The organism is Streptomyces sp. NPDC012474, assembly GCF_042955185.1.
Lineage (GTDB): Bacteria > Actinomycetota > Actinomycetes > Streptomycetales > Streptomycetaceae > Streptomyces > Streptomyces cahuitamycinicus.
Map to the genome: position 1 here is coordinate 510,888 of NZ_JBIBEP010000003.1, position 24,816 is coordinate 535,703.

At 71.1% G+C, this 24,816-nt stretch carries 22 protein-coding genes; 12 read left to right on the forward strand and 10 right to left on the reverse strand.

Annotation, left to right across the window (positions count from 1 at the left end; all coding sequences use genetic code 11):
- Window positions 1-167: 167 nt before the first annotated feature.
- Window positions 168-1,940, reverse strand: coding sequence for a biotin carboxylase N-terminal domain-containing protein (locus ACFY9S_RS10540; RefSeq protein ID WP_391125376.1), 1,773 nt, complete (start codon window positions 1,938-1,940; stop codon window positions 168-170).
- Between the two features lie 337 nt (window positions 1,941-2,277).
- Between ACFY9S_RS10540 and ACFY9S_RS10545 the strand changes: the two genes are divergently transcribed.
- Window positions 2,278-2,754, forward strand: coding sequence for a hypothetical protein (locus ACFY9S_RS10545; protein ID WP_391125379.1), 477 nt, complete (start codon window positions 2,278-2,280; stop codon window positions 2,752-2,754).
- On the opposite strand, the gene ACFY9S_RS10550 is transcribed toward ACFY9S_RS10545, so the two are convergent.
- From ACFY9S_RS10550 to ACFY9S_RS10565, 4 genes are all read right to left on the reverse strand, one after another.
- Window positions 2,723-3,343, reverse strand: coding sequence for a Maf family nucleotide pyrophosphatase (locus ACFY9S_RS10550; RefSeq protein WP_391125382.1), 621 nt, complete (start codon window positions 3,341-3,343; stop codon window positions 2,723-2,725). The two genes, ACFY9S_RS10545 and ACFY9S_RS10550, sit on opposite strands and share 32 nt — an antisense overlap.
- Window positions 3,344-3,375: 32 nt before the next feature.
- Window positions 3,376-3,504 carry a morphogenic membrane protein MmpB gene (gene mmpB / locus ACFY9S_RS10555; protein WP_281262782.1) on the reverse strand — a complete coding sequence of 43 codons (129 nt, stop codon included), beginning with the start codon at window positions 3,502-3,504 and terminating at the stop codon, window positions 3,376-3,378.
- Between the two features lie 75 nt (window positions 3,505-3,579).
- The gene (locus tag ACFY9S_RS10560) at window positions 3,580-3,789 is read right to left on the reverse strand and encodes an acyl-CoA carboxylase epsilon subunit (RefSeq protein ID WP_102912725.1); all 210 of its coding nucleotides are present in this window, start codon (window positions 3,787-3,789) and stop codon (window positions 3,580-3,582) included.
- Between the two features lie 22 nt (window positions 3,790-3,811).
- On the reverse strand, window positions 3,812-5,416 hold the full coding sequence (locus ACFY9S_RS10565; protein ID WP_391125386.1) for a carboxyl transferase domain-containing protein: 1,605 nt from the start codon (window positions 5,414-5,416) through the stop codon (window positions 3,812-3,814).
- A 110-nt stretch (window positions 5,417-5,526) separates the two neighbouring features.
- Here ACFY9S_RS10565 and ACFY9S_RS10570 point away from each other — a divergent pair, with 110 nt between their 5' ends.
- Both ACFY9S_RS10570 and ACFY9S_RS10575 read left to right on the forward strand, forming a co-directional pair.
- A complete protein-coding gene (locus tag ACFY9S_RS10570) occupies window positions 5,527-6,393 on the forward strand; it encodes a biotin--[acetyl-CoA-carboxylase] ligase (RefSeq protein WP_391125389.1) in 867 nt (288 codons plus the stop codon).
- A 735-nt stretch (window positions 6,394-7,128) separates the two neighbouring features.
- Entirely contained in the window at window positions 7,129-8,235 is a 1,107-nt protein-coding gene (locus tag ACFY9S_RS10575; RefSeq protein WP_391125392.1) for an adenylate/guanylate cyclase domain-containing protein, read from the forward strand.
- 271 nt (window positions 8,236-8,506) lie between these two features.
- On the opposite strand, the gene ACFY9S_RS10580 is transcribed toward ACFY9S_RS10575, so the two are convergent.
- Window positions 8,507-9,250: a hypothetical protein gene (locus ACFY9S_RS10580; RefSeq protein WP_391125395.1), complete on the reverse strand. Its 744-nt coding sequence runs from the start codon at window positions 9,248-9,250 to the stop codon at window positions 8,507-8,509.
- A gap of 214 nt (window positions 9,251-9,464) precedes the next feature.
- Between ACFY9S_RS10580 and ACFY9S_RS10585 the strand changes: the two genes are divergently transcribed.
- The 3 genes from ACFY9S_RS10585 (at window position 9,465) to hutH (ending at window position 13,204) form a co-directional block, all read left to right on the forward strand.
- Window positions 9,465-10,265, forward strand: a complete 801-nt coding sequence (locus tag ACFY9S_RS10585) for an enoyl-CoA hydratase-related protein (protein ID WP_391125398.1) — start codon at window positions 9,465-9,467, stop codon at window positions 10,263-10,265.
- A gap of 124 nt (window positions 10,266-10,389) precedes the next feature.
- Window positions 10,390-11,541 (forward strand): diguanylate cyclase domain-containing protein, encoded by a 1,152-nt coding sequence (locus ACFY9S_RS10590; protein ID WP_391125401.1) that lies wholly within the window; start codon window positions 10,390-10,392, stop codon window positions 11,539-11,541.
- Window positions 11,542-11,665: 124 nt separating this feature from the next.
- The gene (hutH, locus tag ACFY9S_RS10595) at window positions 11,666-13,204 is read left to right on the forward strand and encodes a histidine ammonia-lyase (protein ID WP_391125527.1); all 1,539 of its coding nucleotides are present in this window, start codon (window positions 11,666-11,668) and stop codon (window positions 13,202-13,204) included.
- 47 nt (window positions 13,205-13,251) lie between these two features.
- Here the strand turns inward: hutH and ACFY9S_RS10600 are convergent, their stop codons facing one another.
- Window positions 13,252-13,566, reverse strand: a complete 315-nt coding sequence (locus ACFY9S_RS10600; protein ID WP_180989382.1) for a hypothetical protein — start codon at window positions 13,564-13,566, stop codon at window positions 13,252-13,254.
- Between the two features lie 109 nt (window positions 13,567-13,675).
- Between ACFY9S_RS10600 and ACFY9S_RS10605 the strand changes: the two genes are divergently transcribed.
- From ACFY9S_RS10605 to ACFY9S_RS10615, 3 genes are all read left to right on the forward strand, one after another.
- Complete coding sequence (locus ACFY9S_RS10605; protein WP_391125404.1) at window positions 13,676-14,005, forward strand: hypothetical protein; 330 nt, start codon at window positions 13,676-13,678, stop codon at window positions 14,003-14,005.
- Window positions 14,006-14,253: 248 nt separating this feature from the next.
- A complete protein-coding gene (locus ACFY9S_RS10610; RefSeq protein WP_391125407.1) occupies window positions 14,254-15,519 on the forward strand; it encodes an Ig-like domain-containing protein in 1,266 nt (421 codons plus the stop codon).
- 367 nt (window positions 15,520-15,886) lie between these two features.
- Window positions 15,887-19,141, forward strand: coding sequence for a S8 family serine peptidase (locus ACFY9S_RS10615; protein ID WP_391125530.1), 3,255 nt, complete (start codon window positions 15,887-15,889; stop codon window positions 19,139-19,141).
- Window positions 19,142-19,377: 236 nt separating this feature from the next.
- Here the strand turns inward: ACFY9S_RS10615 and ACFY9S_RS10620 are convergent, their stop codons facing one another.
- The gene (locus tag ACFY9S_RS10620) at window positions 19,378-20,292 is read right to left on the reverse strand and encodes a helix-turn-helix domain-containing protein (RefSeq protein WP_391125410.1); all 915 of its coding nucleotides are present in this window, start codon (window positions 20,290-20,292) and stop codon (window positions 19,378-19,380) included.
- Between the two features lie 180 nt (window positions 20,293-20,472).
- Between ACFY9S_RS10620 and ACFY9S_RS10625 the strand changes: the two genes are divergently transcribed.
- The 3 genes from ACFY9S_RS10625 to ACFY9S_RS10635 all read left to right on the forward strand — a co-directional run bounded on the left by ACFY9S_RS10625 (window position 20,473) and on the right by ACFY9S_RS10635 (window position 23,034).
- Complete coding sequence (locus tag ACFY9S_RS10625) at window positions 20,473-21,513, forward strand: alcohol dehydrogenase catalytic domain-containing protein (RefSeq protein WP_391125413.1); 1,041 nt, start codon at window positions 20,473-20,475, stop codon at window positions 21,511-21,513.
- Window positions 21,514-21,799: 286 nt separating this feature from the next.
- Window positions 21,800-22,183 (forward strand): VOC family protein, encoded by a 384-nt coding sequence (locus tag ACFY9S_RS10630; protein ID WP_391125416.1) that lies wholly within the window; start codon window positions 21,800-21,802, stop codon window positions 22,181-22,183.
- A gap of 89 nt (window positions 22,184-22,272) precedes the next feature.
- Complete coding sequence (locus tag ACFY9S_RS10635) at window positions 22,273-23,034, forward strand: NAD(P)H-binding protein (RefSeq protein WP_391125419.1); 762 nt, start codon at window positions 22,273-22,275, stop codon at window positions 23,032-23,034.
- On the opposite strand, the gene ACFY9S_RS10640 is transcribed toward ACFY9S_RS10635, so the two are convergent.
- The gene (locus tag ACFY9S_RS10640; protein ID WP_391125533.1) at window positions 23,031-23,972 is read right to left on the reverse strand and encodes a DUF5829 family protein; all 942 of its coding nucleotides are present in this window, start codon (window positions 23,970-23,972) and stop codon (window positions 23,031-23,033) included. The genes ACFY9S_RS10635 and ACFY9S_RS10640 overlap by 4 nt on opposite strands.
- 83 nt (window positions 23,973-24,055) lie before the next feature.
- Window positions 24,056-24,769 carry a DUF4389 domain-containing protein gene (locus ACFY9S_RS10645; RefSeq protein WP_391125422.1) on the reverse strand — a complete coding sequence of 238 codons (714 nt, stop codon included), beginning with the start codon at window positions 24,767-24,769 and terminating at the stop codon, window positions 24,056-24,058.
- Between the last annotated feature and the right edge of the window lie 47 nt (window positions 24,770-24,816).

A 24,816-nucleotide genomic window follows, 5' to 3' on the forward strand; every position in this document is an offset into this window, starting at 1 on the left:
CCCGCCCGGGGCCCCCCCCCCCCCCGGGCGCCCCCCCGCCCCCCCGCCCCGGGGGGCGCCCCCCCGGGGGGGCCCCCCCCCGGGCCCCACGCCGGGGGCACTCGCTCACCTCGCCCGGCGCGGTCCCGACTCGGGGCCGCGCCGTAGGAGTTCGTTCGTCGTGCGGTTCAGTCCTTGATCTCGCAGATCGCCGCGCCCGACGTCACCGACGCGCCGATCTCGGCCGACAGGCCCTTGATCGTGCCCGACCGGTGGGCGTTCAGCGGCTGCTCCATCTTCATGGCCTCAAGGACGACGACCAGGTCGCCCTCCTTGACCTCCTGGCCCTCCTCGACGGCGACCTTGACGATGGTGCCCTGCATGGGGGAGGCGAGGGTGTCGCCGGAGGCCATCGGGCCCGACTTCTTCGCCGCGCGGCGCTTCGGCTTGGCGCCCGCCGCGAGACCCGTACGGGCCAGGGACATGCCCAGCGACACCGGCAGGGAGACCTCAAGGCGCTTGCCGCCGACCTCGACGACGACCGTCTCGCGGCCCGGCTCCTCGTCGGCGTCCGCATCGGCCGGCGCGGCGAAGGGCTTGATCTCGTTGACGAACTCCGTCTCGATCCAGCGGGTGTGGACGGTGAACGGGTCGGACGAGCCGGTCAGCTCCGGCGCGAAGGCCGGGTCCTTCACCACCGCGCGGTGGAACGGGATCGCCGTCGCCATGCCCTCGACCTGGAACTCCGCCAGCGCGCGGGCGGCCCGCTGCAGGGCCTCCTTGCGGGTGCGGCCGGTGACGATCAGCTTGGCCAGCAGGGAGTCCCACGCCGGGCCGATGACCGAGCCGGACTCCACGCCCGCGTCCAGACGCACACCCGGGCCGGACGGCGCGGCGAACGTCGTGACCGTGCCCGGGGCGGGCAGGAAGTTGCGGCCCGGGTCCTCGCCGTTGATGCGGAACTCGAAGGAGTGGCCGCGCAGCTCCGGGTCGCCGTAGCCGAGCTCCTCGCCGTCGGCGATGCGGAACATCTCGCGCACGAGGTCGATGCCGGCGACCTCCTCGGTGACCGGGTGCTCGACCTGGAGACGGGTGTTGACCTCCAGGAAGGAGATCGTGCCGTCCATGCCGACGAGGAACTCGACCGTGCCGGCGCCGACGTAGCCGGCCTCCTTCAGGATCGCCTTGGAGGCCGAGTACAGCTCCTGCACCTGCGCCTCGGACAGGAAGGGCGCCGGGGCCTCCTCCACCAGCTTCTGGTGGCGGCGCTGCAGCGAGCAGTCACGGGTGGAGACGACGACCACGTTGCCGTGGGTGTCGGCCAGGCACTGGGTCTCCACATGGCGCGGCTTGTCCAGGTACCGCTCGACGAAGCACTCGCCCCGGCCGAACGCGGCGACGGCCTCACGGACCGCCGAGTCGTACAGCTCCGGCACCTCTTCCAGGGTGCGGGCGACCTTCAGGCCACGGCCGCCGCCACCGAAGGCGGCCTTGATCGCGATCGGCAGGCCGTGCTCCTCGGCGAACGCGACGACCTCGTCGGCACCGGAGACCGGGTCGGGCGTGCCGGCCACCAGCGGGGCACCGGCGCGCTGCGCGATGTGCCGGGCGGCGACCTTGTCACCCAGGTCGCGGATGGCCTGCGGCGGCGGGCCGATCCAGATCAGGCCCGCGTCCAGGACCGCCTGCGCGAACTCGGCGTTCTCGGAGAGGAAGCCGTAGCCGGGGTGGATCGCGTCCGCGCCCGACTCGCGGGCGGCGTTGAGCACCTTCTCGATGTCGAGGTAGCTGGTGCCCGGCGTGTCACCGCCCAGGGCGAACGCCTCATCCGCGGCGCGGACATGCAGAGCGTCCCGATCCGGGTCGGCGTAGACGGCCACGCTCGCGATACCGGCATCCCGGCAGGCCCGGGCCACGCGGACAGCGATTTCGCCACGGTTGGCGATGAGCACCTTGCGCACGATTGAGGCTCCCTCCTTGAAACAAGCCGAGTTTAGGGACTGCCGACACGACACTTCGACCCGTCCCCAGTGGTGAGCTTGCCCACACGGAGCGTGATGCGAGGCTCGCTCGACCCGCGAAATCCCTTGTCGCACCGCGGTACGCAGTACTCCTCCGGGAAACCCTAGCCCGCTCCTGTGGCCAAGGTCTCTGTCATCACGTGCTGCGGGCCACTCGGTTTCTTTGTGGAGTCCCTACGAATGGCCCAATGATTCTTTGCCCGCGGCCGAACCCTTGTCCCGGGGTTTACCGGTTAGTAGCGTTCGCGGTGTCTCGAAGGGGAAGAGGGTGGGTCCGGTGATACGCAGGCCGGTGGCGTGGGTCGTTGCGGTGGTGCTGTTCGCCGAGGCGTTCGGAGTCGCCGCGCTCAACTGGTTCCTGGGCGTCGTCGTCGACCGGCAGGACATGTCTCTGGCCGGGCTGGACCCGCACATGATGTCGGTGTCGTCGAAGGCCGGCGGGATCGCCTTCGGCCTCTACTTCGCGCTGTGCGGCCTGGTCGCCCTGCTCGTGGCGCTGCGGGACCGGCCCCCGGCCGGCTTCGGACGCGTACTGCTGATCAGCGCGGCGGTCGTGCACGCGGTTCTGGGCGCGCTCACCTGGGGTCTCGTCGGCTGGACCGCGTTCCTGTTCATGGTGCTGGTCCTCGCCCTGATCGTGCTGCTGCTGATGACGTACGACCGTCCGGCCCAGCCCGCCGACGCCGTGCCCGGAGGCGGGAGGAGCGGCGACGGGTCCCCGGTCACCTCTCCGCCGGCGCCCACAACTCCGTGATGACAACGCCCAGTTCGGCCAGCAGTCGCCTCAGCAGGGGCAGGCTGATGCCGATGACGTTGCCGTGGTCGCCGTCGATGCCGTCGATGAACGGGGCCGAGCGGCCGTCCAGGGTGAACGCCCCGGCGACGTAGAGGGGTTCGCCCGACGCGACGTAGGCGGCGATCTCCTCGTCGGTGGGGTCGCCGAAGTGGACGACCGTGGACGCGGTGGCGGAGACGTAGCGGCCGGTGAGCGTGTCGTAGACGCAGTGGCCGGTCTGGAGGGTGCCGGCGCGGCCACGCATCGACTTCCAGCGGGCGGTGGCCTCTTCGGCGTCCGCGGGCTTGCCGAGGGCCTGGCCGTCCAGGTCGAGCACCGAGTCGCAGCCGATCACGAGCGCGCCCTTGACCTCCGGCCGGGCCGCCACGACGGACGCCTTCGCCTCGGCCAGGGCGAGCGCCAGCTCGGCGGGGGTGGGGGCGGTGACGGCGTCCTCGTCGACGCCGCTCACGATCACCTCGGGGGCGAGACCGGCTTGGCGGAGCAGTCCGAGCCGGGCGGGGGACTGGGAGGCCAGGACGAGTCGGCGGCGCGGCTGATCTGTCATGCGTTCAGCGTATCGGCGTCACCCGGCGCGTCTCACCTCACGCCGATCACGATCATCGCCAGCACCATGGCCAGGGCCAGGAGAACACTCAGCCGCCGCAGCATGACCTGCATGTCACGCAGTTCCTCGGGCGGCTCGTTCTCGGGGTCGGACCACAGCATGCCTTCCATGGTCGGACGGGGGGTGGGCCGGCGCCTGAGTACGCGTACTCAACTTGCCGGCCCCACCCTCGTGGGTCAGCCCGGCCAGTAGGTGCGGCCCCACGCGGCCGGCCCCGGCTGGGGCAGGCGGTGGGACGCGATGCGGGACGGGTCGGACCAGGAATCGCGGGACGTCGGCGCGCCGGGCGGGGCGGCTGCCGCCGCCGCGGCGCGGGCCCTGACCACCGCGAGGGCGGCGGCCAGCTCCTCCGGGGTCGGGTTGCCCCGTACGACCTTGATCGTCATGTGGGCCTCCTGGATCGCAGGACTAGAGGGGGATGTTGCCGTGCTTCTTCGGGGGCAGGGATTCGCGCTTGGTACGCAGTTGACGCAGGCCGCGTACGACGTGGCGGCGGGTCTCGGAGGGCATGATCACGGCGTCGATGTAGCCGCGTTCGGCCGCGACGTAGGGGTTGAGGAGGGCGTCCTCGTACTCCTGGATCAGCCGGGCGCGGACCGCCTCCAGGTCCTCCCCGCCCGTCTCGGCCTCGGCGATGGTGCGGCGGTGCAGGATGTTGACCGCGCCCTGGGCGCCCATGACGGCGATCTGGGCGGTTGGCCAGGCGAGGTTGAGGTCGGCGCCCAGGTGCTTGGAGCCCATCACGTCGTAGGCGCCGCCGAAGGCCTTGCGCGTGATGATCGTGATCAGCGGGACGGTCGCCTCGGCGTAGGCGAAGATCAGCTTGGCGCCGCGGCGGATGATGCCGTCGTGCTCCTGGCCGACACCGGGCAGGAAGCCCGGCACGTCGACGAAGGTGATGACGGGGACGTTGAAGGCGTCGCAGGTGCGCACGAAGCGGGCGGCCTTCTCGCTGGCCTTGATGTCCAGACACCCGGCGAGCTGCGTGGGCTGGTTGGCGATGATGCCGACCGGGTGGCCCTCGACGCGGCCGAAGCCGGTGACGATGTTCGGCGCGTACAGCGGCTGCGTCTCGAAGAACTCGGCGTCGTCCAGGACGTGCTCGATGACCGCGTGCATGTCGTAGGGCTGGTTGGCGCTGTCGGGGACGATCACGTCCAGCTCGCGGTCCTCGTCGCCGACCTCCAGGTCGGCTTCCTCGGGGAAGACCGGAGGCTCGGAGAGGTTGTTGGACGGCAGGTAGGACAGCAGCTGCTTGATGTACTCGATGGCGTCCTTCTCGTCGCCCGCCATGTGGTGGGCGACCCCGGAGGTCGCGTTGTGGGTGCGGGCACCGCCCAGCTCCTCCATGCCGACGTCCTCGCCGGTGACGGTCTTGATGACGTCGGGGCCGGTGATGAACATGTGCGAGGTCTGGTCGACCATGACCGTGAAGTCGGTGATGGCCGGGGAGTAGACCGCGCCGCCCGCGCAGGGCCCGACGACCAGGCTGATCTGCGGGATGACGCCGGAGGCGTGGGTGTTGCGGCGGAAGATCTCACCGTAGGCGCCCAGCGAGGCCACGCCCTCCTGGATGCGGGCCCCGCCGGAGTCGTTGATCCCGATGACCGGGCAGCCCGTCTTCAGGGCGAAGTCCATCACCTTGACGATCTTCTGCCCGTAGACCTCGCCCAGGGCCCCGCCGAAGACGGTGAAGTCCTGCGAGAACACCGCCACCGGACGGCCGTCGACGGTGCCGTACCCGGTGACGACACCATCGCCGTAGGGGCGGTTCTTCTCCAGCCCGAAGTTGGTGGAACGGTGCCGGGCGAACTCGTCCAGCTCGACGAAGGAACCCTCGTCGAGCAGGAGCCCGATCCGCTCACGGGCCGTCAACTTGCCCTTCGCGTGCTGCTTCTCCACGGCACGAGCGGAGCCGGCGTGCGTCGCTTCCTCGATGCGTCGCTGCAGATCCGCGAGCTTGCCCGCGGTCGTGTGAATGTCGGGCTGCTGCTGCTCTTCCGGCTCGGACATCGGGATGCTGCTCCCTGCCTGCTCAAAAGGGGGGACGGTTACTCATCCGTAGAGTAGTGGGGGGCCTCCACATCGGCAGTGCGGCGTTTACCACACCTAGGGTGGCTTGCATGACGCCGAGAGATGCATCAGAGCCGAACGGAAGCCGTTGGTCCGACCTGGACCGTCCGCCCCTCAACATCACCGCTCTGCGGCGGGGTCTGGTACGGCAGGGGGGACTGTGGTCGGAGGTGGACGTGGTGCAGCGCACCGGCTCCACGAACTCCGATCTGGTGGCCCGGGCGGCGAAGGGCGAGGTCACCGAGGGCGCGGTGCTGGTCGCCGAGGAGCAGACCGCGGGCCGCGGCCGCCTCGACCGCCAGTGGACGGCGCCGCCCCGCTCCGGCCTCTTCTTCTCCGTGCTGCTCACGCCGGGCGAGGTGCCGGTCGCGCGATGGGGGTGGCTGCCGCTGCTCACGGGGGTCGCGGTGGCGACGGGGCTGTCACGCGCGGCGGGCGTGGACACCGCCCTGAAGTGGCCGAACGACCTGCTGGTCACGGTGGGGGGAGCGGAACGCAAGGCCGGCGGGATCCTGGCCGAGCGGGCGGGCGACCTCGGGGTCGTCATCGGCGTCGGTATCAATGTCTCCCTCAAGGACGACGAGCTGCCCGTACCGACGGCGGGTTCGCTGGCGCTGGCCGGGGCGGTGAGCACGGACCGGGATCCGCTGCTGAGGGGGGTGCTGCGCTCGCTGGAGGACTGGTACGGCAAGTGGCGCGCCGCCGGAGGCGACCCGGGCCCCTGCGGGTTGCACGAGGCATATGCGGCGGGGTGCGCGACGCTGGGGCGGGTCGTGCGGGCGGAGCTGCCGGGGGACCGGGCGGTTGTCGGAGAGGCCGTTGCGGTGGATGGCGACGGGCGATTGGTGCTCGCGACGGAGGAGGGGGTGCAGGAGCCGGTCGGGGCCGGGGACATCGTGCACCTGAGGCCGGCGTGAGCCGAGGTGGGACGGGACCGCAACCCGGCGGGACGGGGCCCCGCTCTCCTTGGGCCGGGTGCCGCCCTGGGGGGTGCACCTCCCAGGCCCATGAGGCACTGGGGGAGGCACCACTGCCCGCAGCTGAGCGGGACAGCGGCCCGGCGCTGGGCGTCGGCCAGGTGTTCTCAGCCCGTCCGGCGATCGAGGACGAGGCCGTTCAGGCCGATCGCGGGCCCAGGGGCGGAGCCCCTTGGGAGCAGCGGCAGAGACACCGGGCCCCTGGACAACGCCGGGGACCTCACCGTTCCTGTGGACTGAGCGGAGTGAGTTCGTTCAGCCGCGCGCCCCGGACGGTTTTGGGCGAGCCGGTCCCCGGCGTACTCGACCCCGGGTGGCGACACGCATCCTGTGCGTGGTCCGGCCCGGGAGGCCAGTTCCCTTGCGACCTGGCCGGTTGGGTACGGCCGGAGGCGACGGGGAGGCCCTGAACCATCCTCTGGTGGAGCAGGGGCCCCGCACGCTGGCGCCGTACCCGGTGTCCCAGGTCGCACGATCACGTCAGCCCGATCAGCTCAGGGCACCGCAAGCCCGCAAGTGGACGAACACACGATCGAGCTAACTCGGCGTTGTGTGCACTCCTTGGTGAGCAGTTCCAACCCCTCGGCTGAACGTAACGGAGTGAGCTGGCGCACACCTGCCGTAGAGTTGAGGCCGGTCGATACATGACCGTGACAGATCGGAAGGGCAACACGCGTGACCGTCGACGACTCGGGTTCCGGCGAGGACGCGCAGGGCGCCGACTCCGGCGAGGATCCGCTCGCCCTGCGCCTCGAAGGGCTCATCCTGGGCGCCGAGCGCCGCTACACCCCGTTCCAGGCGGCCCGCAGCGCCGGTGTCTCCATGGAACTGGCCTCCCGCTTCTGGCGGGCCATGGGCTTCGCCGACATCGGCCAGGCCAAGGCCCTCACGGAGGCCGATGTGCTCGCCCTGCGGCGCCTCGCCGGTCTCGTCGAGGCGGGGCTGCTGAGCGAGGCGATGGCCGTACAGGTGGCCCGGTCGACCGGGCAGACCACCGCACGGCTCGCCGAGTGGCAGATCGACTCCTTCCTTGAGGGGCTGACCGAGCCGCCCGAGCCGGGCATGACGCGCACCGAGGTCACGTACCCGATCGTCGAGCTGCTCCTGCCCGAGCTGGAGGAGTTCCTGGTCTACGTCTGGCGCCGGCAGCTCGCGGCCTCGGCCGGACGGGTCGTGCAGGCGGCCGACGACGAGGAGATGGTCGACCGGCGCCTCGCTGTCGGCTTCGCCGACCTGGTCGGGTTCACGCGGCTCACCCGCCGCATGGAGGAGGAGGAGCTCGGCGAGCTGGTCGAGGCCTTCGAGACCACGGCCGCGGACCTGGTGGCCGCGAACGGCGGGCGGCTGATCAAGACCCTCGGCGACGAGGTGCTCTACGCCGCCGACGACGCGGGCACGGCCGCCGAGATCGCTCTGCGGCTGATCGAGACCATGGCGCACGACGAGACGATGCCGGAGCTGCGCGTCGGTATGGCGTTCGGCACGGTGACCACCCGTATGGGTGACGTGTTCGGTACGACCGTGAATCTGGCCTCCCGGCTCACCTCGATAGCTCCGAAGGACGCCGTCCTCGTCGACACGGCCTTCGCCGAGGAGCTGATCCGTACACAGGACGCCCCGGCCTCGGAAGCGGAGGCCGCCGAGGAGGCGGCGACGGCGGAGAAGGAGGGCGAGGAGCCCCCGGCGTACCGGTTCGGGCTGCAGCCGATGTGGCAGCGGCCGGTGCGTGGCCTGGGCGTCGTGGAGCCGTGGCTGCTCACGCGCCGGGACGGCCCGCCGTAGCCGGGAGTGTCGGCGAGGGGTGAGCAGCGGCGAGGGGTGTGCTGCTGCCGGTCGTCGGCGTCGGTGGGAGCGGGACGCCGTGGCCGGGGGGTTGGCGAGGGGCGTGCACCCGGTTGTCGGTGGGGCGGCACGTCGTAGCCGGGGCGTCGGCGAGAGACGTGCCGCTGCCGGTCGTCGGTGGGGCGGCGTGCCCTGATCGGTCCTCGGCGGGACAGTGCGCCGTAGCCGGGCGTCGGGGAGACGGGGTGCCATGACGGCTGTCGGAGAGGCGTCAGCGGCGGTCGATCGGCGAGTCCACGCACAGGCCGATGACCGGCACGCACAGGCCCGGGTCGTGCTGCTTCCTCGGTTCCTCGGGCTTGGGCGGCGGGGTCGTTGTTGTCCGGATCGGCGGTGCGGGCGGGGCCGGTGCCGGGTGCGTGGCGTCGCCGCCCGGGGGCGTCTGGGCGGGGGCCTTCGGCGCGTTCGGTGTGTCGGGGATGGCCGTGGGCGCCGGGGCGGAGGCCGCCGGGGTGCCGGTCGTGGCGGACGGGGACGGCCGCGCGCCCTTCGTGGCCGGCGACGGGGTGAGACCGCCCAGGGCCGTGGGCGACGAGGGGCTTGCGTCGGGGGCCGCCGGGAAGGTCGCGGCGGTGCCGGGACCGTCGTCCGTGGCGGTGCCGGCGGCGTCGTCCGTGGCGGTGGTGACCGGGTCCGGGCGGGGCCCGGCCTCGACGGCGCGGGCGTCGGGGCCCGGGCCGGAGGTCAGGCGCAGGAGGCTCAGGGCGCCCGCGGCGAGGGCCAGGCCGCCGGCGGCGAGCAGGACCTTGCGGGGGCGGGGCTTGCGGTGACGGCCCCGGGTGCGGGAGGTTTCGGCCGCAGCCGGCTCGCCCCACGAACCGCCGGTGGTCCGTGTCGTGGACCGGGGGCTGCTTCCGGCCGCGGCCGGCTCCCGGGGCGCGGGCGGCTCCCGTCGGCGGGGTGCCGTGCCGGCCCCGGTGGCCTGGTGCGGCTTCGTCGGCGTGTTCGTCGTCATCACGGTCCCTCCCCGATGCACCTGCGCCCCCTGTGCGCCGTGGGGGACGCACGCTATGCGCTCCCATGGGCGTTTGGGCCGGAGTTGCGGCGACGTCACTCGAACGGGTTGCCGGGGATGGTGAGGGCCGGAGGTGTCCGCCCTTTCGCGGGTGGGGTGCGGCTGCGATGATCGATGCGTCGACCTTGTTAACCCGCGTTAACCGGAGGGTGTCATGAGTGAGGAACGGTTCGGGGAGTTCGTGCTGGTGCGGCGGCATGAGCAGGGGCACGTCGCGGAGCTCGTCCTCGACCGGCCCAAGGCCATGAACGCGGTGTCGACGGAGATGGCGCGCTCCATCGCCGGGGCGTGTACGGCGCTCGGTGAGGACCGCGAGGTACGGGCCGTCGTCCTGACCTCGACGCACGAGCGGGCGTTCTGCGTCGGGGCCGATCTGAAGGAGCGGAACTCGTTCAGCGACGCGGATCTGCTGCGGCAGCGGCCGGTGACGCGGGGGGCGTACACCGGGGTGCTGGAGTTGCCGGTGCCGACGGTGGCGGCGGTGCACGGGTTCGCACTCGGAGGCGGGTTCGAGCTGGCGCTGGCGTGTGACGTGATCGTCGCGGACCGGACGGCGGTGGTGGGGCTGCCGGAGGTGTCGGTCGGGGTGATCCCCGGGGGCGGGGGGACGCAGTTGCTGCCGCGGCGGGTCGGAGCGGCCCGGGCGGCCGAGCTGATCTTCTCCGCGCGGCGGGTGGAGGCCGCGGAGGCGGGAGAGTGGGGGCTGGTCGATCACCTGGTGGAGGAGGGGCGGGACCGGGAGGCGGCGCTTGCGCTGGCGGCCCGGATCGCCGGGAACTCGCCGGTGGGGTTGCGGGCGGCCAAGCGGGCGTTGCGGCTCGGGCAGGGGCTGGATCTGCGGGCTGGGCTGGAGGTCGAGGACGCGGCGTGGCGGGCCACGGCGTTCTCGGGGGACCGGGCGGAGGGCGTCGCGGCGTTCAACGAGCGGCGCAAGCCGCAATGGCCGGGAGAGTGAAACGGGCGGCGCAAGCCGCAAGTGCCGGGAGAGCAAGGGGCCGGAGCACCGCCGGGTGATAACGGTCGTCCCCGTTCGCGTCGTAAACAGGTCAGTCTGGCTGGAAACTCCCTAGCCTGGAGTGATGGGTGAGGACAGACGGCTGGCGGCCGTCGTCGCGTTGGCTCAGGGGATGGCGGCCGCGCACGGGTCGCGGGAGGCGTGGCGTGCCGCGGCCGCCGGGGCGTGCCGGGCACTGGGCGGGAGTTTCGCCGCGCTGTCGGTGTGGGAGCGGGAGCTCGGGCGGCTGCGGGTCCTCGTGAACGTCGGCGAGCTGGCCGAGGGCGAGGAGGAGTTCCCGGAGGACGAGGCCTACCCGGTGCACCAGTTCGCGGAGATCACCGAGTTCCTGCACGAGCAGTGGGCCGGCGGCGGGGAGCCCGACGCCTGGGTGGAGACCGCCGAGGGGCCGGCCGCCGGACGGCGGTCCGGGTACTGCCATCAGCGGGTCGCCGCCCTGCGCCGCCGGGGCCGCGGCTGCTGCGTGGTCGCGCCCATCGTGCTGCACGGCCGGGCCTGGGGCGAACTGTATGTGGCCCGCCCGGCCGGTGAAGCCGTCTTCGGGCGGGGCGACGCCGACTTCGCCACGGTCCTCGCCTCCGTCGTGGCCGCCGGCATCGCCCAGACCGAGCGGCTGGAGGAGGCCCGGCGGCTGGCCTTCACCGACTCCCTCACCGGACTCGCCAACCGCCGTGCCGTGGACGTACGCCTGGAGCGGGCGATCGAGCGGCACCGCAGGGACGGGGCCGTCGTCAGTCTCGTCGTCTGCGATCTGAACGGGCTCAAGCGGGTCAACGACACCCATGGGCACGCCGCCGGCGACCGGCTCCTGGAGCGGTTCGGCTCGGTGCTGTCGCTGTGCGGGGCCATGCTGCCGGGGGCGCTGGCCGCACGGCTGGGCGGGGACGAGTTCTGTCTGCTCGCGGTCGGGCCGCCCGCGGACCAGGTCGTCAAGGCCGCCGGGGAACTGTGCCGCAGGGCCGCCGAGTTGGAACTCGGGGACGGGGTGGCCTGCGGGGTCGCCTCCACGGAGGACCCGATCGGGCCCGTGCGCTCGGCCCGGCGGCTCTTCCGGCTCGCCGACGCCGCCCAGTACCGGGCCAAGGCCGAGCGGGCGAGCCGGCCGGTCGTGGCAGGGCGGGCCGGGCCGGACGATCCCGTCGTGCGGCTCGCGGACGAGCCGTCCCAGGAGTCCGGCGGTGAGCGCCGGCGGTTCCGGGGCCGGCACGCGCCCTGACCCGGCCGGGGTGGTCGGCACGCGCCCTGACCCGGCCGGGCGGTGTGACGTATTCGGTAAGGGGTGAACGCCGCCCCCAGTGGTGACATCATCGAATTCACTGCGTACGCTCCTGAATATGGATATGCACACTGTGGTGGTGGGGACGTCCGGGGTGACCGCGTCCCACGTGCTCGCCGTGGCGCGCGGCGGCGCCCGCGTCGAGCTCTCCGAGGAGGCCGTGGCCGCTCTCGCCGCGGCCCGCGAGATCGTGGACGCGCTGGCGGCCAAGCCGGACCCCGTGTACGGCGTGAGCACCGGCTTCGGCGCCCTGGCGACCCGGCACATCAGCCCGGAGCTGCGCGCACAGCTCCAGCGCAACATCGTCCGCTCGCACGCCGCCGGCATGGGACCGGCCGTCGAGCGGGAAGTCGTGCGCGCCCTGATGTTCCTGCGGCTGAAGACCGTCTGCTCCGGACACACCGGTGTACGCCCCGAGGTCGCGCAGACCATGGCCGACCTCCTCAACGCCGGAATCACCCCGGTCGTGCACGAGTACGGCTCCCTCGGCTGCTCCGGCGACCTCGCGCCGCTGTCCCACTGCGCCCTCGCGCTCATGGGCGAGGGCGACGCCGAGGGCCCCGACGGTGTCGTACGCCCGGCCGCCGAACTCCTCGCCGCGCACGGCATCCAGCCGGTCGAACTGCGGGAGAAGGAAGGCCTCGCCCTCCTCAACGGCACCGACGGCATGCTCGGCATGCTGGTGATGGCCCTGGCCGACCTGGAGACGCTCTACCGGTCCGCCGACGTCACCGCCGCCCTGTCGCTGGAGGGCCTGCTCGGCACCGACAAGGTCCTCGCGCCCGAACTGCACGCCATCCGGCCGCACCCGGGGCAGGCCGCCAGCGCCGCCAACATGCTCGCCGTGCTGAAGGGTTCGGGGCTGACCGGGCACCACCAGGACGACGCGCCGCGCGTCCAGGACGCCTACTCGGTGCGCTGCGCCCCGCAGGTCGCCGGTGCCGGGCGGGACACCATGGCGCACGCCCGGCTGGTCGCCGACCGCGAGCTGGCCTCCGCGGTGGACAACCCGGTGGTGCTGCCCGACGGGCGTGTGGAGTCCAACGGCAACTTCCACGGTGCGCCCGTCGCCTACGTCCTGGACTTCCTCGCCATCGCCGCCGCCGACCTCGGGTCCATCGCCGAGCGGCGCACCGACCGGCTGCTCGACAAGAACCGCAGCCACGGCCTGCCGCCGTTCCTCGCCGACGACCCCGGCGTGGACTCGGGCCTGATGATCGCTCAGTACACGCAGGCCGCGCTGGTGAGCGAGCTCAAGCGGCTCGCCGTACCGGCGTCGGCCGACTCGATCCCGTCCTCCGCCATGCAGGAGGACCACGTCTCGATGGGCTGGTCGGCGGCGCGCAAACTGCGCACGGCCGTCGACAATCTCACCCGCGTGATCGCCATCGAGCTCTATGCCGCCACGCGCGCCGTCGAGCTGCGCGAGGGACTGACTCCGGGGCCCGCGTCGCGGGCGGTCATCGACGCCGTACGGGAGGCGGGAGTCCAGGGACCCGGACCGGACCGGTTCCTCGCACCCGACCTCGCCGCGGCGGACGCGTTCGTGCGTGACGGACGGCTGCTGGCCGCGGTCGAGAAGGTCACCGGGCCGCTCCAGTAGGGGCGGAGGGGCCCTGCCGAGCGGCGGGGCCCCGGGGTGAGACGCCGTCAGAACCCGAGGCGTTCCCGGCGCACCGAGTACACGACGAACCCTGCGCCCAGCGTGAGGCAGAAGGTCCCGCCGATCACGTACGGCGTGCTGTCGAAGCTGCCGGTGTCGGCTAGGCGGGCTCCGCCGACGGAGGCGTCCGCGGTCGTGGCGGCGATCCGCGCCTGCTCCGTGACCTGCGGCGACGGGCTCGCCGAGACCGCGTCTCTCACCGGGGAGTCCGATGTCGCGTTCGCGGACGGAACGAACCACAGGGCGCCCAGCAGGGACGCCGCGGCGGTGGCGGTCAGCAACGGTCGGCGAGCGGATGACACGGAATATCGATCCCCTTGTGGCGCTGGCGAATTGGCCGTGTGGGGCGATGTTAGTGAAAGTCGCGGGTCACGGGAAAGTCACGGGAGGACCTGGACGTACGCTCGCGCCATGAGCACTCCAGAGACATCACGTTTTGTACGGATTCGAGTGGAACTCGTTCTCGAAGTCGACGACGCCGACGCGGTCACCAAGTCCGCGCTGCGCCGGATCGCCGACGAGGCGGAGATGCCGGCGTCGGAACGGGCCCACGCCGAGAGCGCTGTGACGGAAGACACCGCGGAGGCCCTCGCCTATCTCGTCGACCCGTTCGACCTGGTCAGCCAGGTGCCGGGGGTGGAGCTCCAGCAGGCCTCCTGGAGCAGCGAGCGGGTCGACTACGACCCCGATTCGCCTGAGTGGGACCTCGACGAGGATGATGGCGACGACAGCGACGGCTGAGCGTCCGGGAAATTCGTGGCCCCGGGAGGCAACCGCCGCCCGGGGTCTTCTCGTCTCAAGCGGCGCACGGACCGCACTCGTATCGCCGGCACCGTCCGTCACGGACGTGGTGATCCCCACACCTTCGTGACATGGGGAACCGGACGAACCGGCCGTAGCGTTGAAAGTTCCGGACGAGGACTCACGAGTGGCGGCGGGGGCACTCAGTTCTGACGGGGACACTCGGGGTTTTGGGGAAATCGGCAACGATGGAGAAGCGTGTGATGACGGTCGGTAAGCGGCGCAAGGGCCTGACGGTCGCGTCCGCACTGCTCGGCGGAGTGCTGATGCTCTCGGCGTGTTCCGGAGGCGACGACAACGCCTCCGGGGGCGACGGCGGCGACAGCTCTCAGTCGAAGGTCGACGAGGCCGCGGCGAAGAAGACCTCCGAGGCCCAGATCAAGATCACGCCCGAGGACGGCTCCGACAACGCCTCCATCAACAACTCCGCAGCGGTGACCGTGAGCAAGGGCACGCTCACCGATGTGAAGATGACGACGTCGGAGGGTGCGGAGGTCAGCGGCGAGATATCCGCCGACAAGAGCAGCTGGAAGCCGACCGCCCAGCTGGAGCGGTCCACGACGTACAAGCTGTCGGCCGAGGCGAAGGACTCCGACGGACGCGTCGCCCACGAGAACGCCTCGTTCACCACGGTCTCCCCGGCCAACAGCTTCATCGGCAACTTCACCCCGGACGACGGCACCACCGTGGGCGTCGGCATGCCGGTCTCGATCAACTTCGACAAGGCGATCACCAACAAGGCCGCGGTCCAGAAGGGCATCAAGGTCAGCACGACCGGCGGCCAGGAAGTCGCCTGCCACTGGTTCAACGCCAACCGCATGGACTGCCGGCCCGAGGACTACTGGAAGGAAGGCTCCACCGTCACGCTGAAGCTCGCGCTCGACGGCGTCGAGGGAGCCAAGGGCGTCTTCGGCGTCCAGCAGAAGACGGTCACCTTCAAGATCGGCCGCAACCAGGTCTCGTACGTCGACGCGAAGACCAAGCAGATGAAGATCACGCAGGACGGCAAGGTCGTCCGCACGATCCCGATCTCCGCCGGCTCGCCCGAGAACAAGACCTACGAGGGCATCATGGTGATGTCCGAGAAGTTCAAGGAGACGCGCATGAACGGCGCGACCGTGGGCTTCACGGACGACGACGGCAAGGGCGAGTACGACATCAAGGACGTACCGCACGCCATCCGCCTCTCCAGCTCCGGCACCTTCATCCACGGCAACTACTGGGGCGCGAAGTCCATCTTCGGCAGCGTGAACACCAGCCACGGCTGCGTCGGCCTGCAGGACGCCAAGGGCGCCAACAACCCGAACACCCCGGGCGCGTGGTTCTTCAAGAACTCGGTACTCGGTGACGTGGTGGTCGTCGAGAACACCGGCGACAAGACCATCGCGCCGGACAACGGCCTCAACGGCTGGAACATGAGCTGGGCCGACTGGAAGGCCGGTTCGGCGGTCTGACGGTTCGCCGGCTTCGCTGACGAAAGGCCGCCACCCACCCCCGGAGAGGGGTGGGCGGCGGCCTTTCGTCTCTTATGTCGAGGAGAACGCGCGTGCGTAACCACGGCGCCCCGTAACGGAGTTCCGACGGCCGTGTAACAGTCGGCCGACGGATTTCTTACCTTCTTCTCATCTATTGAGCACCTGATCACCCCTCGGCATACTGCCTATTCCGGGGGGCGTACGGGCATGTGTACGAGACCACCCCCGGCCGGGTGAACGGGGAATTCGCCCGGTTCTTCTGCAAGGGGGAAACTTGCGCAGACAAGTGAAAAGGGCGTGCGCGGCCACGGTCGCCACAGCGGCGGCCGTGGCCCTGGCGGCGGGTATGACCAGCCCGGCGTCGGCCAACGGCGAGCGGGCGGCAGCGGCCGCCAAGCCGGCGTCCCTTACCGCCAAGCACCGCATCACACTGATCACCGGCGACCGCGTCGTCCTGGACGCCAAGGGCCGTGTCATCGGCCTGGAGCACGCCAAGGGCCGTGAGGACGTACCCGTCCAGATCCGCAAGGTCGACGGCCACACCCTCGTCATCCCGGCCGACGCGGCCCGCCTGGTCGCCACCGGCAAGCTCGACCAGCGGCTCTTCGACGTCACCGAGCTCAACAAGTCCACGACCCGGAAGGCCCAGAAGAAGGGCCTGAAGGTCATCGTCGGCTACCGGGGCGGCGCCGCGGCCACCAAGGCCGACGTGCGCGAGGCCGGCACCCTGCGCCACACGCTGAAGTCCGTGAACGCGGACGCGGTGCAGACGCCGCAGGCGGACACACCCGAACTCTGGGACGCGGTCACCAACGGTGAGAAGACCGCTTCCGGCATCGCGCACGTCTGGCTCGACGGCGTCCGCAAGGCCAGCCTCGACAAGTCCGTCCCCCAGATCGGCACCCCCAAGGCGTGGGCGGCCGGCTACGACGGCAAGGGCACCAAGATCGCCGTCCTGGACACCGGTGTCGACGCCACCCACGACGACCTCAAGGGTCAGGTGGTGGGCGCCAAGAACTTCACCACCTCACCCGACGCCACCGACAAGCTCGGCCACGGCACGCACGTCGCCTCCATCGCGGCCGGCACCGGCAAGAAGTCCGGCGGCAAGTACAAGGGTGTCGCGCCCGGCGCGAAGATCCTCAACGGCAAGGTCCTCGACGACGCCGGTTTCGGCAGCGACTCCGAGATCGTCGCCGGCATGGAGTGGGCCGTCGCCGAGGGCGCCGACGTCATCAACATGAGCCTGGGCGGCCTCGACACGCCCGCCATCGACCCGATGGAAGCGGCGGTGAACAGGCTCTCCGAGGAGAAGGGCGTCCTGTTCGCCATCGCGGCCGGCAACGAGGGCGACTTCGGCGAGCAGACCGTCGGATCCCCGGGCAGCGCCGCCGCGGCCCTGACCGTCGGCGCGGTCGACGACAAGGACAAACTGGCCGACTTCTCCAGCCGCGGCCCCGGCACGGACGGTGCCCTCAAGCCGGACGTGACCGCGCCCGGCGTGGACATCACCGCGGCCTCCGCCCCGGGCAACCAGATAGCCCAGGAGGTCGGCGAGAAGCCGGCCGGCTACATGACGATCTCCGGTACGTCGATGGCGACCCCGCATGTCGCGGGCGCGGCGGCGATCCTCAAGCAGCAGCACCCGGAGTGGAAGTACGCCGAGCTGAAGGGCACCCTCGCCGGCTCCACCAAGGGCGGCAAGTACACCCCGTTCCAGCAGGGTTCGGGCCGGATCCAGGTCGACAAGGCCATCAAGCAGTCCGTGATCGTCGAGTCGGCCTCGGTGAGCTTCGGGGTGCAGCAGTGGCCGCACACCGACGACAAGCCGGTCACCAAGGAGCTGACGTACCGCAACCTCGGTACGAAGGACGTCACGCTGAAGCTGGCGTCGACGGCCACCAACCCCAAGGGCCAGGCCGTCCCGTCCGGCTTCTTCAAGCTCGGCACCACCTCGGTGACGGTCCCGGCCGGCGGCAAGGCCTCCGTGCCGTTCACCGTCAACACCAAGCTCGGCGGCACGGTCGACGGCGCGTACTCGGCGTACGTGACGGCCACGGGCGGCGGCCAGACCGTCCGCACGGCGGCTGCGGTGCAGCGTGAGGTCGAGTCGTACGACGTGACGCTGAAGTTCCTCGACCGCGACGGCAAGGCGGCGAAGAACTACAGCACCGACCTGACCGGCATCGCCGGCCTGGGCAAGGACAAGGGGGCCATGCCGTACGACGAGGACGGCACGGTCACCGCCCGCCTCCCCAAGGGCACCTACATCCTCAACGCGAACATCTACGCCAGCGACGACCCGGAGAAGTTCGAGGGCGTCGACTGGCTGGCCCAGCCCAAGCTGAACCTCACCAAGAAGACGACGGTCACGCTGGACGCCCGCAAGGCCAAGCCGGTGGACATCACCGTCCCGGCCACGGGCGTCAAGTCGGAGTTCGCCTCGGCCGACTACACCGTGGAGGCCGGTGACAGCAGCCACGGCTTCGGCTGGTGGCTGGACTCCTTCGCCGACATCCGCACCGCCCACGTCGGTTCGCAGATCACCGACGGTTCGGTGACCCAGCAGTGGGACGGCCACTGGTCCAAGGGCGGCAAGGAGGAGTACAACACCGTCGCCGGCGGTCCGGTCAAGAAGCTCGCCACCGGTTACACCAAGCACTACAAGGCGAGCGAGCTCGCCACGGTGAAGGCCGGTCTCGGCGCCTCGGCGAGCGGCAAGAAGGGCTCGATCAACGCGGTGGGCTGGATGCCGTGGAGCAACAGCGCCTCCTCGATCGGCATCCCGCAGACCCTGCCCGGCACCCGCACCCTGCGTCTGTCCGCCCAGGGCGGCGTGAAGTGGCAGCTCGAATTCGCCCAGTCCGGCGGTGTGGACGCGGACGGGTTCCCGGTCGACGAGGCCGCCTACGACATGGGCATGCACAAGTTCGCCGCCGGCAAGAGCTACTCGAAGACCGTCAACACGGCAGTCTTCGGACCGCGCCTGAGCGGTGACTTCGGTGTCTTCCGCGAGGGCAACGCGCTCTACGGTTCCCTGCCGCTGTTCGCCGACGGCAAGGGCAATGTGGGCTACTCGACGTTCTCCGCGGTCGACACGACCCTGTACCGCAACGGCACCAAGGTCGGCAGCCACGACGACCCGCTGTTCGGCGACAAGCAGTTCAAGGTCCCGGCCGGTGACGCCGCGTACAAGCTGACGACGTCGGTCAAGCGCAGCGTCAAGGTCGCGGCGGCCTCCACCCGGGTCGACGCCAGCTGGACGTTCCGCTCGAAGAAGACCAGCGACATCACCAAGCTGCCCGCCTCCACGGCCCGTTTCCACGCGGCCACGGGTCTGGACAGCAAGGCCCCGGCCGGCAAGACCGTCAAGATCCCGGTCACCGTCGAGGGCGCGGCCAAGGGCAGCAACCTGAAGTCGCTGTCGGTGTACGCGTCGTACGACTACGGCAAGACCTGGAAGAAGCTCACCGTCAAGGACGGCAAGGTGAGCGTCAAGAACCCGGCGAAGGGGAAGGCCATCTCCTTCCACGCCAAGATCGCCGACAAGAAGGGCAACAAGTCGACGATCTCGATCTACAACGCGTACTACGGCAAGTAGACGCGTACTGCGGCAAGCAAGCGGTAGCGCAAGCGCGTTGACGACCCGCCGGGGCTCTGCTCCCGGCGGGTCCGCCGTATGGTCCTGAGCAACCGCGTCCTCGGGCAGGTCACCCTCGACGACGCCGCCCAGGCCGACGACGTATGACCGCCGCAGTGGCCGCCATGATCACCGCCGTCGTGGGCGTCCTGGGAGCGCGGAGGGCCCCGGCGTCGTCGACTGAGGCGAGGCCCTTGCTACTCCGACGGTGCCGATGCCCTGGTACCTGAGCGGGTCGCGTCCGCCCCCCAGCTCGCCAGCAGGCGCAGGGCCTCCGCCGACGGGGTGCCCGGCTCCGCGTGGTACGTGATCAGGGACTGCTCGACGTCGTCGACCAGGCGGAACGTCTCGAAGGACAAGGTCAGGTCGCCGGCCAGGGGATGGCGCATGCGCTTGACGCCGTAACTCTTCTCCTTGACGTTGTGGGCGGCCCACAGGCGGCGGAAGTCCTCGCTCTTCACGGACAGCTCGCCCACCAGGGCCGACAAGCGCGGGTCGTCCGGGTGGCAGCCCGCGTCCATGCGCAGGTAGCCGACGATGTCGGACGCCTTCTGGTCCCACTCCACGAACAGCTCGCGGTACTCGGGCCTGAGGAACACCATCCGCGCCCAGTTCCGCTCCGGCGCCGGCAGCTCCGCCCAGTCGCCGAAGACGGCCGCGGCCATCCGGTTCCAGGCCAGGATCTCCGAGCGGCGCCCGACGATGTACGCCGGCACGCCCTCGATCGAGTCCAGCAGATGCCGCAGCGCCGGCCGCACCTGCTGGCTGCGCGCCACCGGCTTCTTCTTGTTCTGCTTCGGCTTCGCCAGATGCATCAGGTGCGCATGCTCGGCATCGCTCAGCCGCAGGGCGCGCGCGATCGCGTCCAGCACCTCCGCGGAGACGTTGCGGCCGTTGCCCTGCTCCAGCCGCGTGTAGTACGCCACGGACACCCCGGCCAGCTGCGCCAGCTCCTCACGGCGCAGCCCGGGGACCCGGCGCCGCCCGAAGTCGGGCAGCCCCACGTCCTCGGGCTTCAGCCGGGCCCGCCGGGTGCGCAGGAACTCACTGAGGTCGGCGCGCCGGTCCAGGCCGCCACCGGCCGTCTGTGCGGGTTCGGGCTGTTCGTCCATGCCGTCCAGTATTCACGGTCGTACCCACACGAGCCTGACCCCGCCAGTGGTACGCACCGTGTGCGTACGCAAAACCGTGGTCTGGGTGAGCGCTCGCGGATCGGGCACGCTGGTGATCGTGCCCGGTCAGAAGATCCAGAAGGCAGCCGGGCACACAACCCCCGCTAGGAGAACCCCGGCATGACCACTGTTGCTGCGTACGCCGCTCCCGCTCCCAAGGCTCCGCTGGAGCGCACCACCATCGAGCGCCGCGCGGTCCGCGAGTTCGACGTCCTGATCGACATCAAGTTCGCCGGCATCTGCCACTCGGACATCCACCAGGCCCAGGAGGGCTGGGGCGAGGCGATCTTCCCGATGGTCCCGGGCCACGAGATAGCCGGTGTCGTCACCGAGGTCGGCCCGGGCGTCACGAAGTTCGCCGTCGGCGACCGCGTGGGCGTCGGCTGCATGGTCGACTCCTGCCGCGAGTGCGAGAACTGCGAGGCCGGACGCGAGCAGTACTGCGTCAAGGGCAACGTCCCCACCTACAACGGCATCGGCAAGGACGGCGAGCCCACCTACGGCGGCTACGCGCAGAAGGTCGTCGTCGACGAGAACTTCGTCCTCCGCATCCCCGACGGGCTGTCGCTCGACATCGCCGCGCCGCTGCTGTGCGCCGGCATCACCCTCTACTCCCCGCTCCGCCGCTTCGGCGCCGGCCCCGGCAAGAAGGTCGCGATCGTCGGCCTGGGCGGCCTCGGCCACATGGGCGTCAAGATCGCCAACGCCCTCGGCGCCGAGGTGACCGTGCTGTCGCAGTCCCTGCGCAAGCAGGAGGACGGCCTGCGCCTGGGCGCGGCCCACTACCACGCCACCAGCGACCCGAAGACCTTCGAGGAACTGGCCGGCACCTTCGACCTGATCGTGTCCACGGTGTCCGCCCCGCTGGACTTCAACGCCTACCTGTCACTGCTGAAGACCGAGGGCACGCTGGCGAACGTCGGCGCCCCCGAGGAGCCCGTCTCCCTCAACCTCTTCTCGGTGATCGGCGGCGGCAAGACCCTCGCCGGTTCCATGATCGGCGGCATCGCGGAGACCCAGGAGATGCTGGACTTCTGCGCCGAGCACGGCCTCGGCGCCGAGATCGAGCTGATCAGCGGTGACCAGATCAACGAGGCGTACGACCGGGTCCAGGCCAGCGACGTGCGCTACCGGTTCGTGATCGACACGGCGACGATCTGACACACGACCCGCTGGAAAGCACCCCTTGAGGGCCCCGGACGCGCCGCGTGCCGGGGCCCTCAGGGCGTTCGTCATGCACGACGGGGCGCGCTCGGGGCACACATGGAGCGCACGCGGGGTAGACCTGGGGCGCGCTCGGGGTACACGTGGGGCGCACGCGGGGTAGACCTGGGGCGCGCTCGGGGTACACGTGGGGCGAGCGCGGGGTACCCGTGGGGGAGTGCGCGGGACAGCCGTAGGGGAGGGCACCAGGGGGGTCCGCCAGGTACGTCAGGGGAGGCCCACCATGACCGTGCAGCTGAACCACACCATCGTCGCCGCCCACGACAAGCGCGCCTCGGCCCGGTTCCTCGCCGACCTCCTGGGGCTCGACGTGAGTCCGCCCTACGGCCCGTTCCTCCCGGTCGAGATCCCCAACGGCGTGACACTCGACTTCATGGACAGCCCCGGCGCCATCACGCCGCAGCACTACGCCTTCCTCGTCTCCGAGGACGAGTTCGACGAGATCTTCGGCCGTATCAAGGAAGCCGGCCTGACGTACTGGGCGGACCCGTTCCACAGCCGTCCCGGCGAGATCAACCACAACGACGGCGGCCGTGGGACCTACTTCGACGACCCCGACGGCCACCGTCTGGAGATCATCACAAGGCCCTACGGCAGCGGCGGCTGAGCCACCCACACCCTCGCGTGTCACATCGTCGAGCCGCCGCACGTCATACCGGCGAAAGGCGATCACACCGCGAAAACTGGGGAGCAGCCATGACATCACCGATCCTGGTCACCGGCGGCACGGGCACCCTGGGCGGCCACGTCGTCCCGCTGCTGCGCGCCTCCGGCCACGACGTGCGGATCCTCACCCGGCACGCCCGCCCCGCCACGGACGGCATCGCGTACGTCACCGGCGACCTGCTCAAGGGCGTGGGCGTCGAGGCCGCCGTGGACGGAGTGGAGACCGTGCTGCACCTGGCCGGAGGCCCCAAGGGCGACGACGAGGCGACCCGCACCCTGGTACGCGCCGCGTCCCGGGCCGGCGTACGCCACCTGCTCTACATCTCGGTCATCGGCGCCGACCGGGTCCCGCTGGCCTGGATGCGGACGAAACTGGAGTCGGAGCGGGCCGTCGCCGGCTCGGGCATCCCGTGGACGACCTTGCGCGCGGCCCAGTTCCACGACCTCGCGTTCACCATGGTCGAGAAGATGGCGAAGCTGCCGGTGTTCCCGGTCCCCGGCGGCCTCCGGCTCCAGCCGGTCGACTCGCGCGAGGTCGCCGCCCGCCTCGCGGAACTGACCCTCGGCGCCCCGTCCGGCCTGGTCCCGGACCTGACCGGGCCGGACGTCCACGACCTCGCCGCCCTGGCCCGCCCCTACCTCCACCTGCGCGGCAGGCGCCGCCCCATGCTGCCGGTGCGCATCCCCGGCAAGGCGCGGCGGGCATACCGGGAGGGGGCGAACCTGACGCTGGACGGGGCGCGGACGGGGAAGCGGACGTGGGAGGAGTTCCTGCGAGAGCGGCTGGTCTAGGACCCTCGGCCCGCCGTGCCGGGCGCGTCCTGCTCCGCGAAGGTCCACACCGCGCGCGGCCCCGGGCCGACCACCAGGGCCGAGTGGCCGATCCGCTCCACGTGCCGGTACGCCACCGGCTGGTTCAGTGACATCTCGACCTGCTTGAGCCCCACCTGCTCCAAGGGCACGGAGTCGAAACGGAGCGTGGTGCCGCCGCGGTTCGCGACGACGCCTCCGCCGGGAAGGGACCGGACGGCGAAACCGCCTGCCTTCAGCAGCGGCACCGTGTTGGCGAGGTCCCGTGCGGTCACCGCGAGCCGGATACCGGTCACGTCCCGCATCAGACGGTCGCGGTAGGTGTCGGGCAGGTAGCGCTCCCGGCCCACGTCACCGGGGTGGGAGGCGGGCTCGGTGTTGCCGCGCGGGTCGGCGAAGTACTCCGGCCGGTACTCCATCCCCCAGGCGCCGAAGAGGTCGTACTCGCCGGTGGTGAACACGGCGTCGAACCAGGGCACGGGGACGCCGTCGCCGAAGTCGCGGGTCTGCCGGAACTCGACCGGGTCGGTGATCCCGGCCTTCCGCAGCCGCTCGATCACCGTCGGCAGGTCACCGGCGCGCTCGGTGGACACGCCCATGCCGGTGGCGCCGAGGGTGCCGTCCTTGCCGGGCAGATCACCCACCCCGAACAACTCCAGGTAGGTCTCGCGCCCCATCAGATAGCGGCCGGTCCAGGTCTGCCCGTCCGCGCCGGTCGTGGTGCGGACCTGGAAGGCGGCGAAGTCCCGCAGATAGGAGGAGTGCTCGATGGCGTCCGCGGTCTCCCGGTCGAGCACACCGTAGGCGTGGTTGTAGAACAGCAGTTGCCGCCCGGTCGCCGTCCCGTCCTCCTCCGCCCGCGCCGTGCCCACTCCGCCCTGGACCGCCCCCGCGAGGGCCAGAGCGATGACCATGATCAGCTGTAACGCTCGTCTGAGAACCATGCGAGGGAGCGTAGGGCGGGAGGAGACGCTTCCGCTGTGGATTGCGCCCTTTGCGGGGGTCAGGTCTTGGTCAGCGGGGAGTCCGGTGGTGACGCGGGCGGTGACGCCGGTGACGACGCCGGTGGGGATTCCTGCCCGCCCATGTCGAGCCGGAACGGCGGGTACTGGTCCGTCAGCAGCGCGGCGTAGGCCGTCACTCGCGCCGTCCAGCGGGCGAGGCCGATCAGGAAGTCGAAGAGGTGCCGCGGGTAGCGGGCGGTGAACAGCAGGATGACCACGGCCACCAGGGAGAGATACGGCATCAGCCCGCCGCCCCGCCAGCCCTCTCCGTCGCCCCAGCCCCAGCCGCCACCGGCGATGATCGCGACGGCGATGTACTGGGGGATCGCCAGCAGCCACCACTTCACCAGCACCAGTCCGCGCGACAGCCGCTCGGGGTAGGCGACGTCGAAGCGCGCCGGATAGTCGGGCACGTCGGCGAGGGTGAACGGCGGATACCGGTCGGTGCCGAGCGCGGTGTGCGCGTAGTAGGTGACCCGCCAGTTCCAGCGCAGCACACCGACGCTGAAGTCGAAGAGGGGGCGGGGGTAGCGCGCGGTGAACAGGACGGCGAAGAACGCGATCACGGTCACGACGACGAACGCGATCCACAGGAAGAACAGCACGATGTAGTGCGGGATGGCGAGCAGCCACTTCACCAGCCACAGCCATCGGGACAGCCGGGGATCGACAGACGCTTCCAGACGTACGGGTGACGCGGTGGCAGAAACCATGGGCGGCACTCCTCTCGCCTGCAGACTCGCAAGCGTGGAGCGGCCCC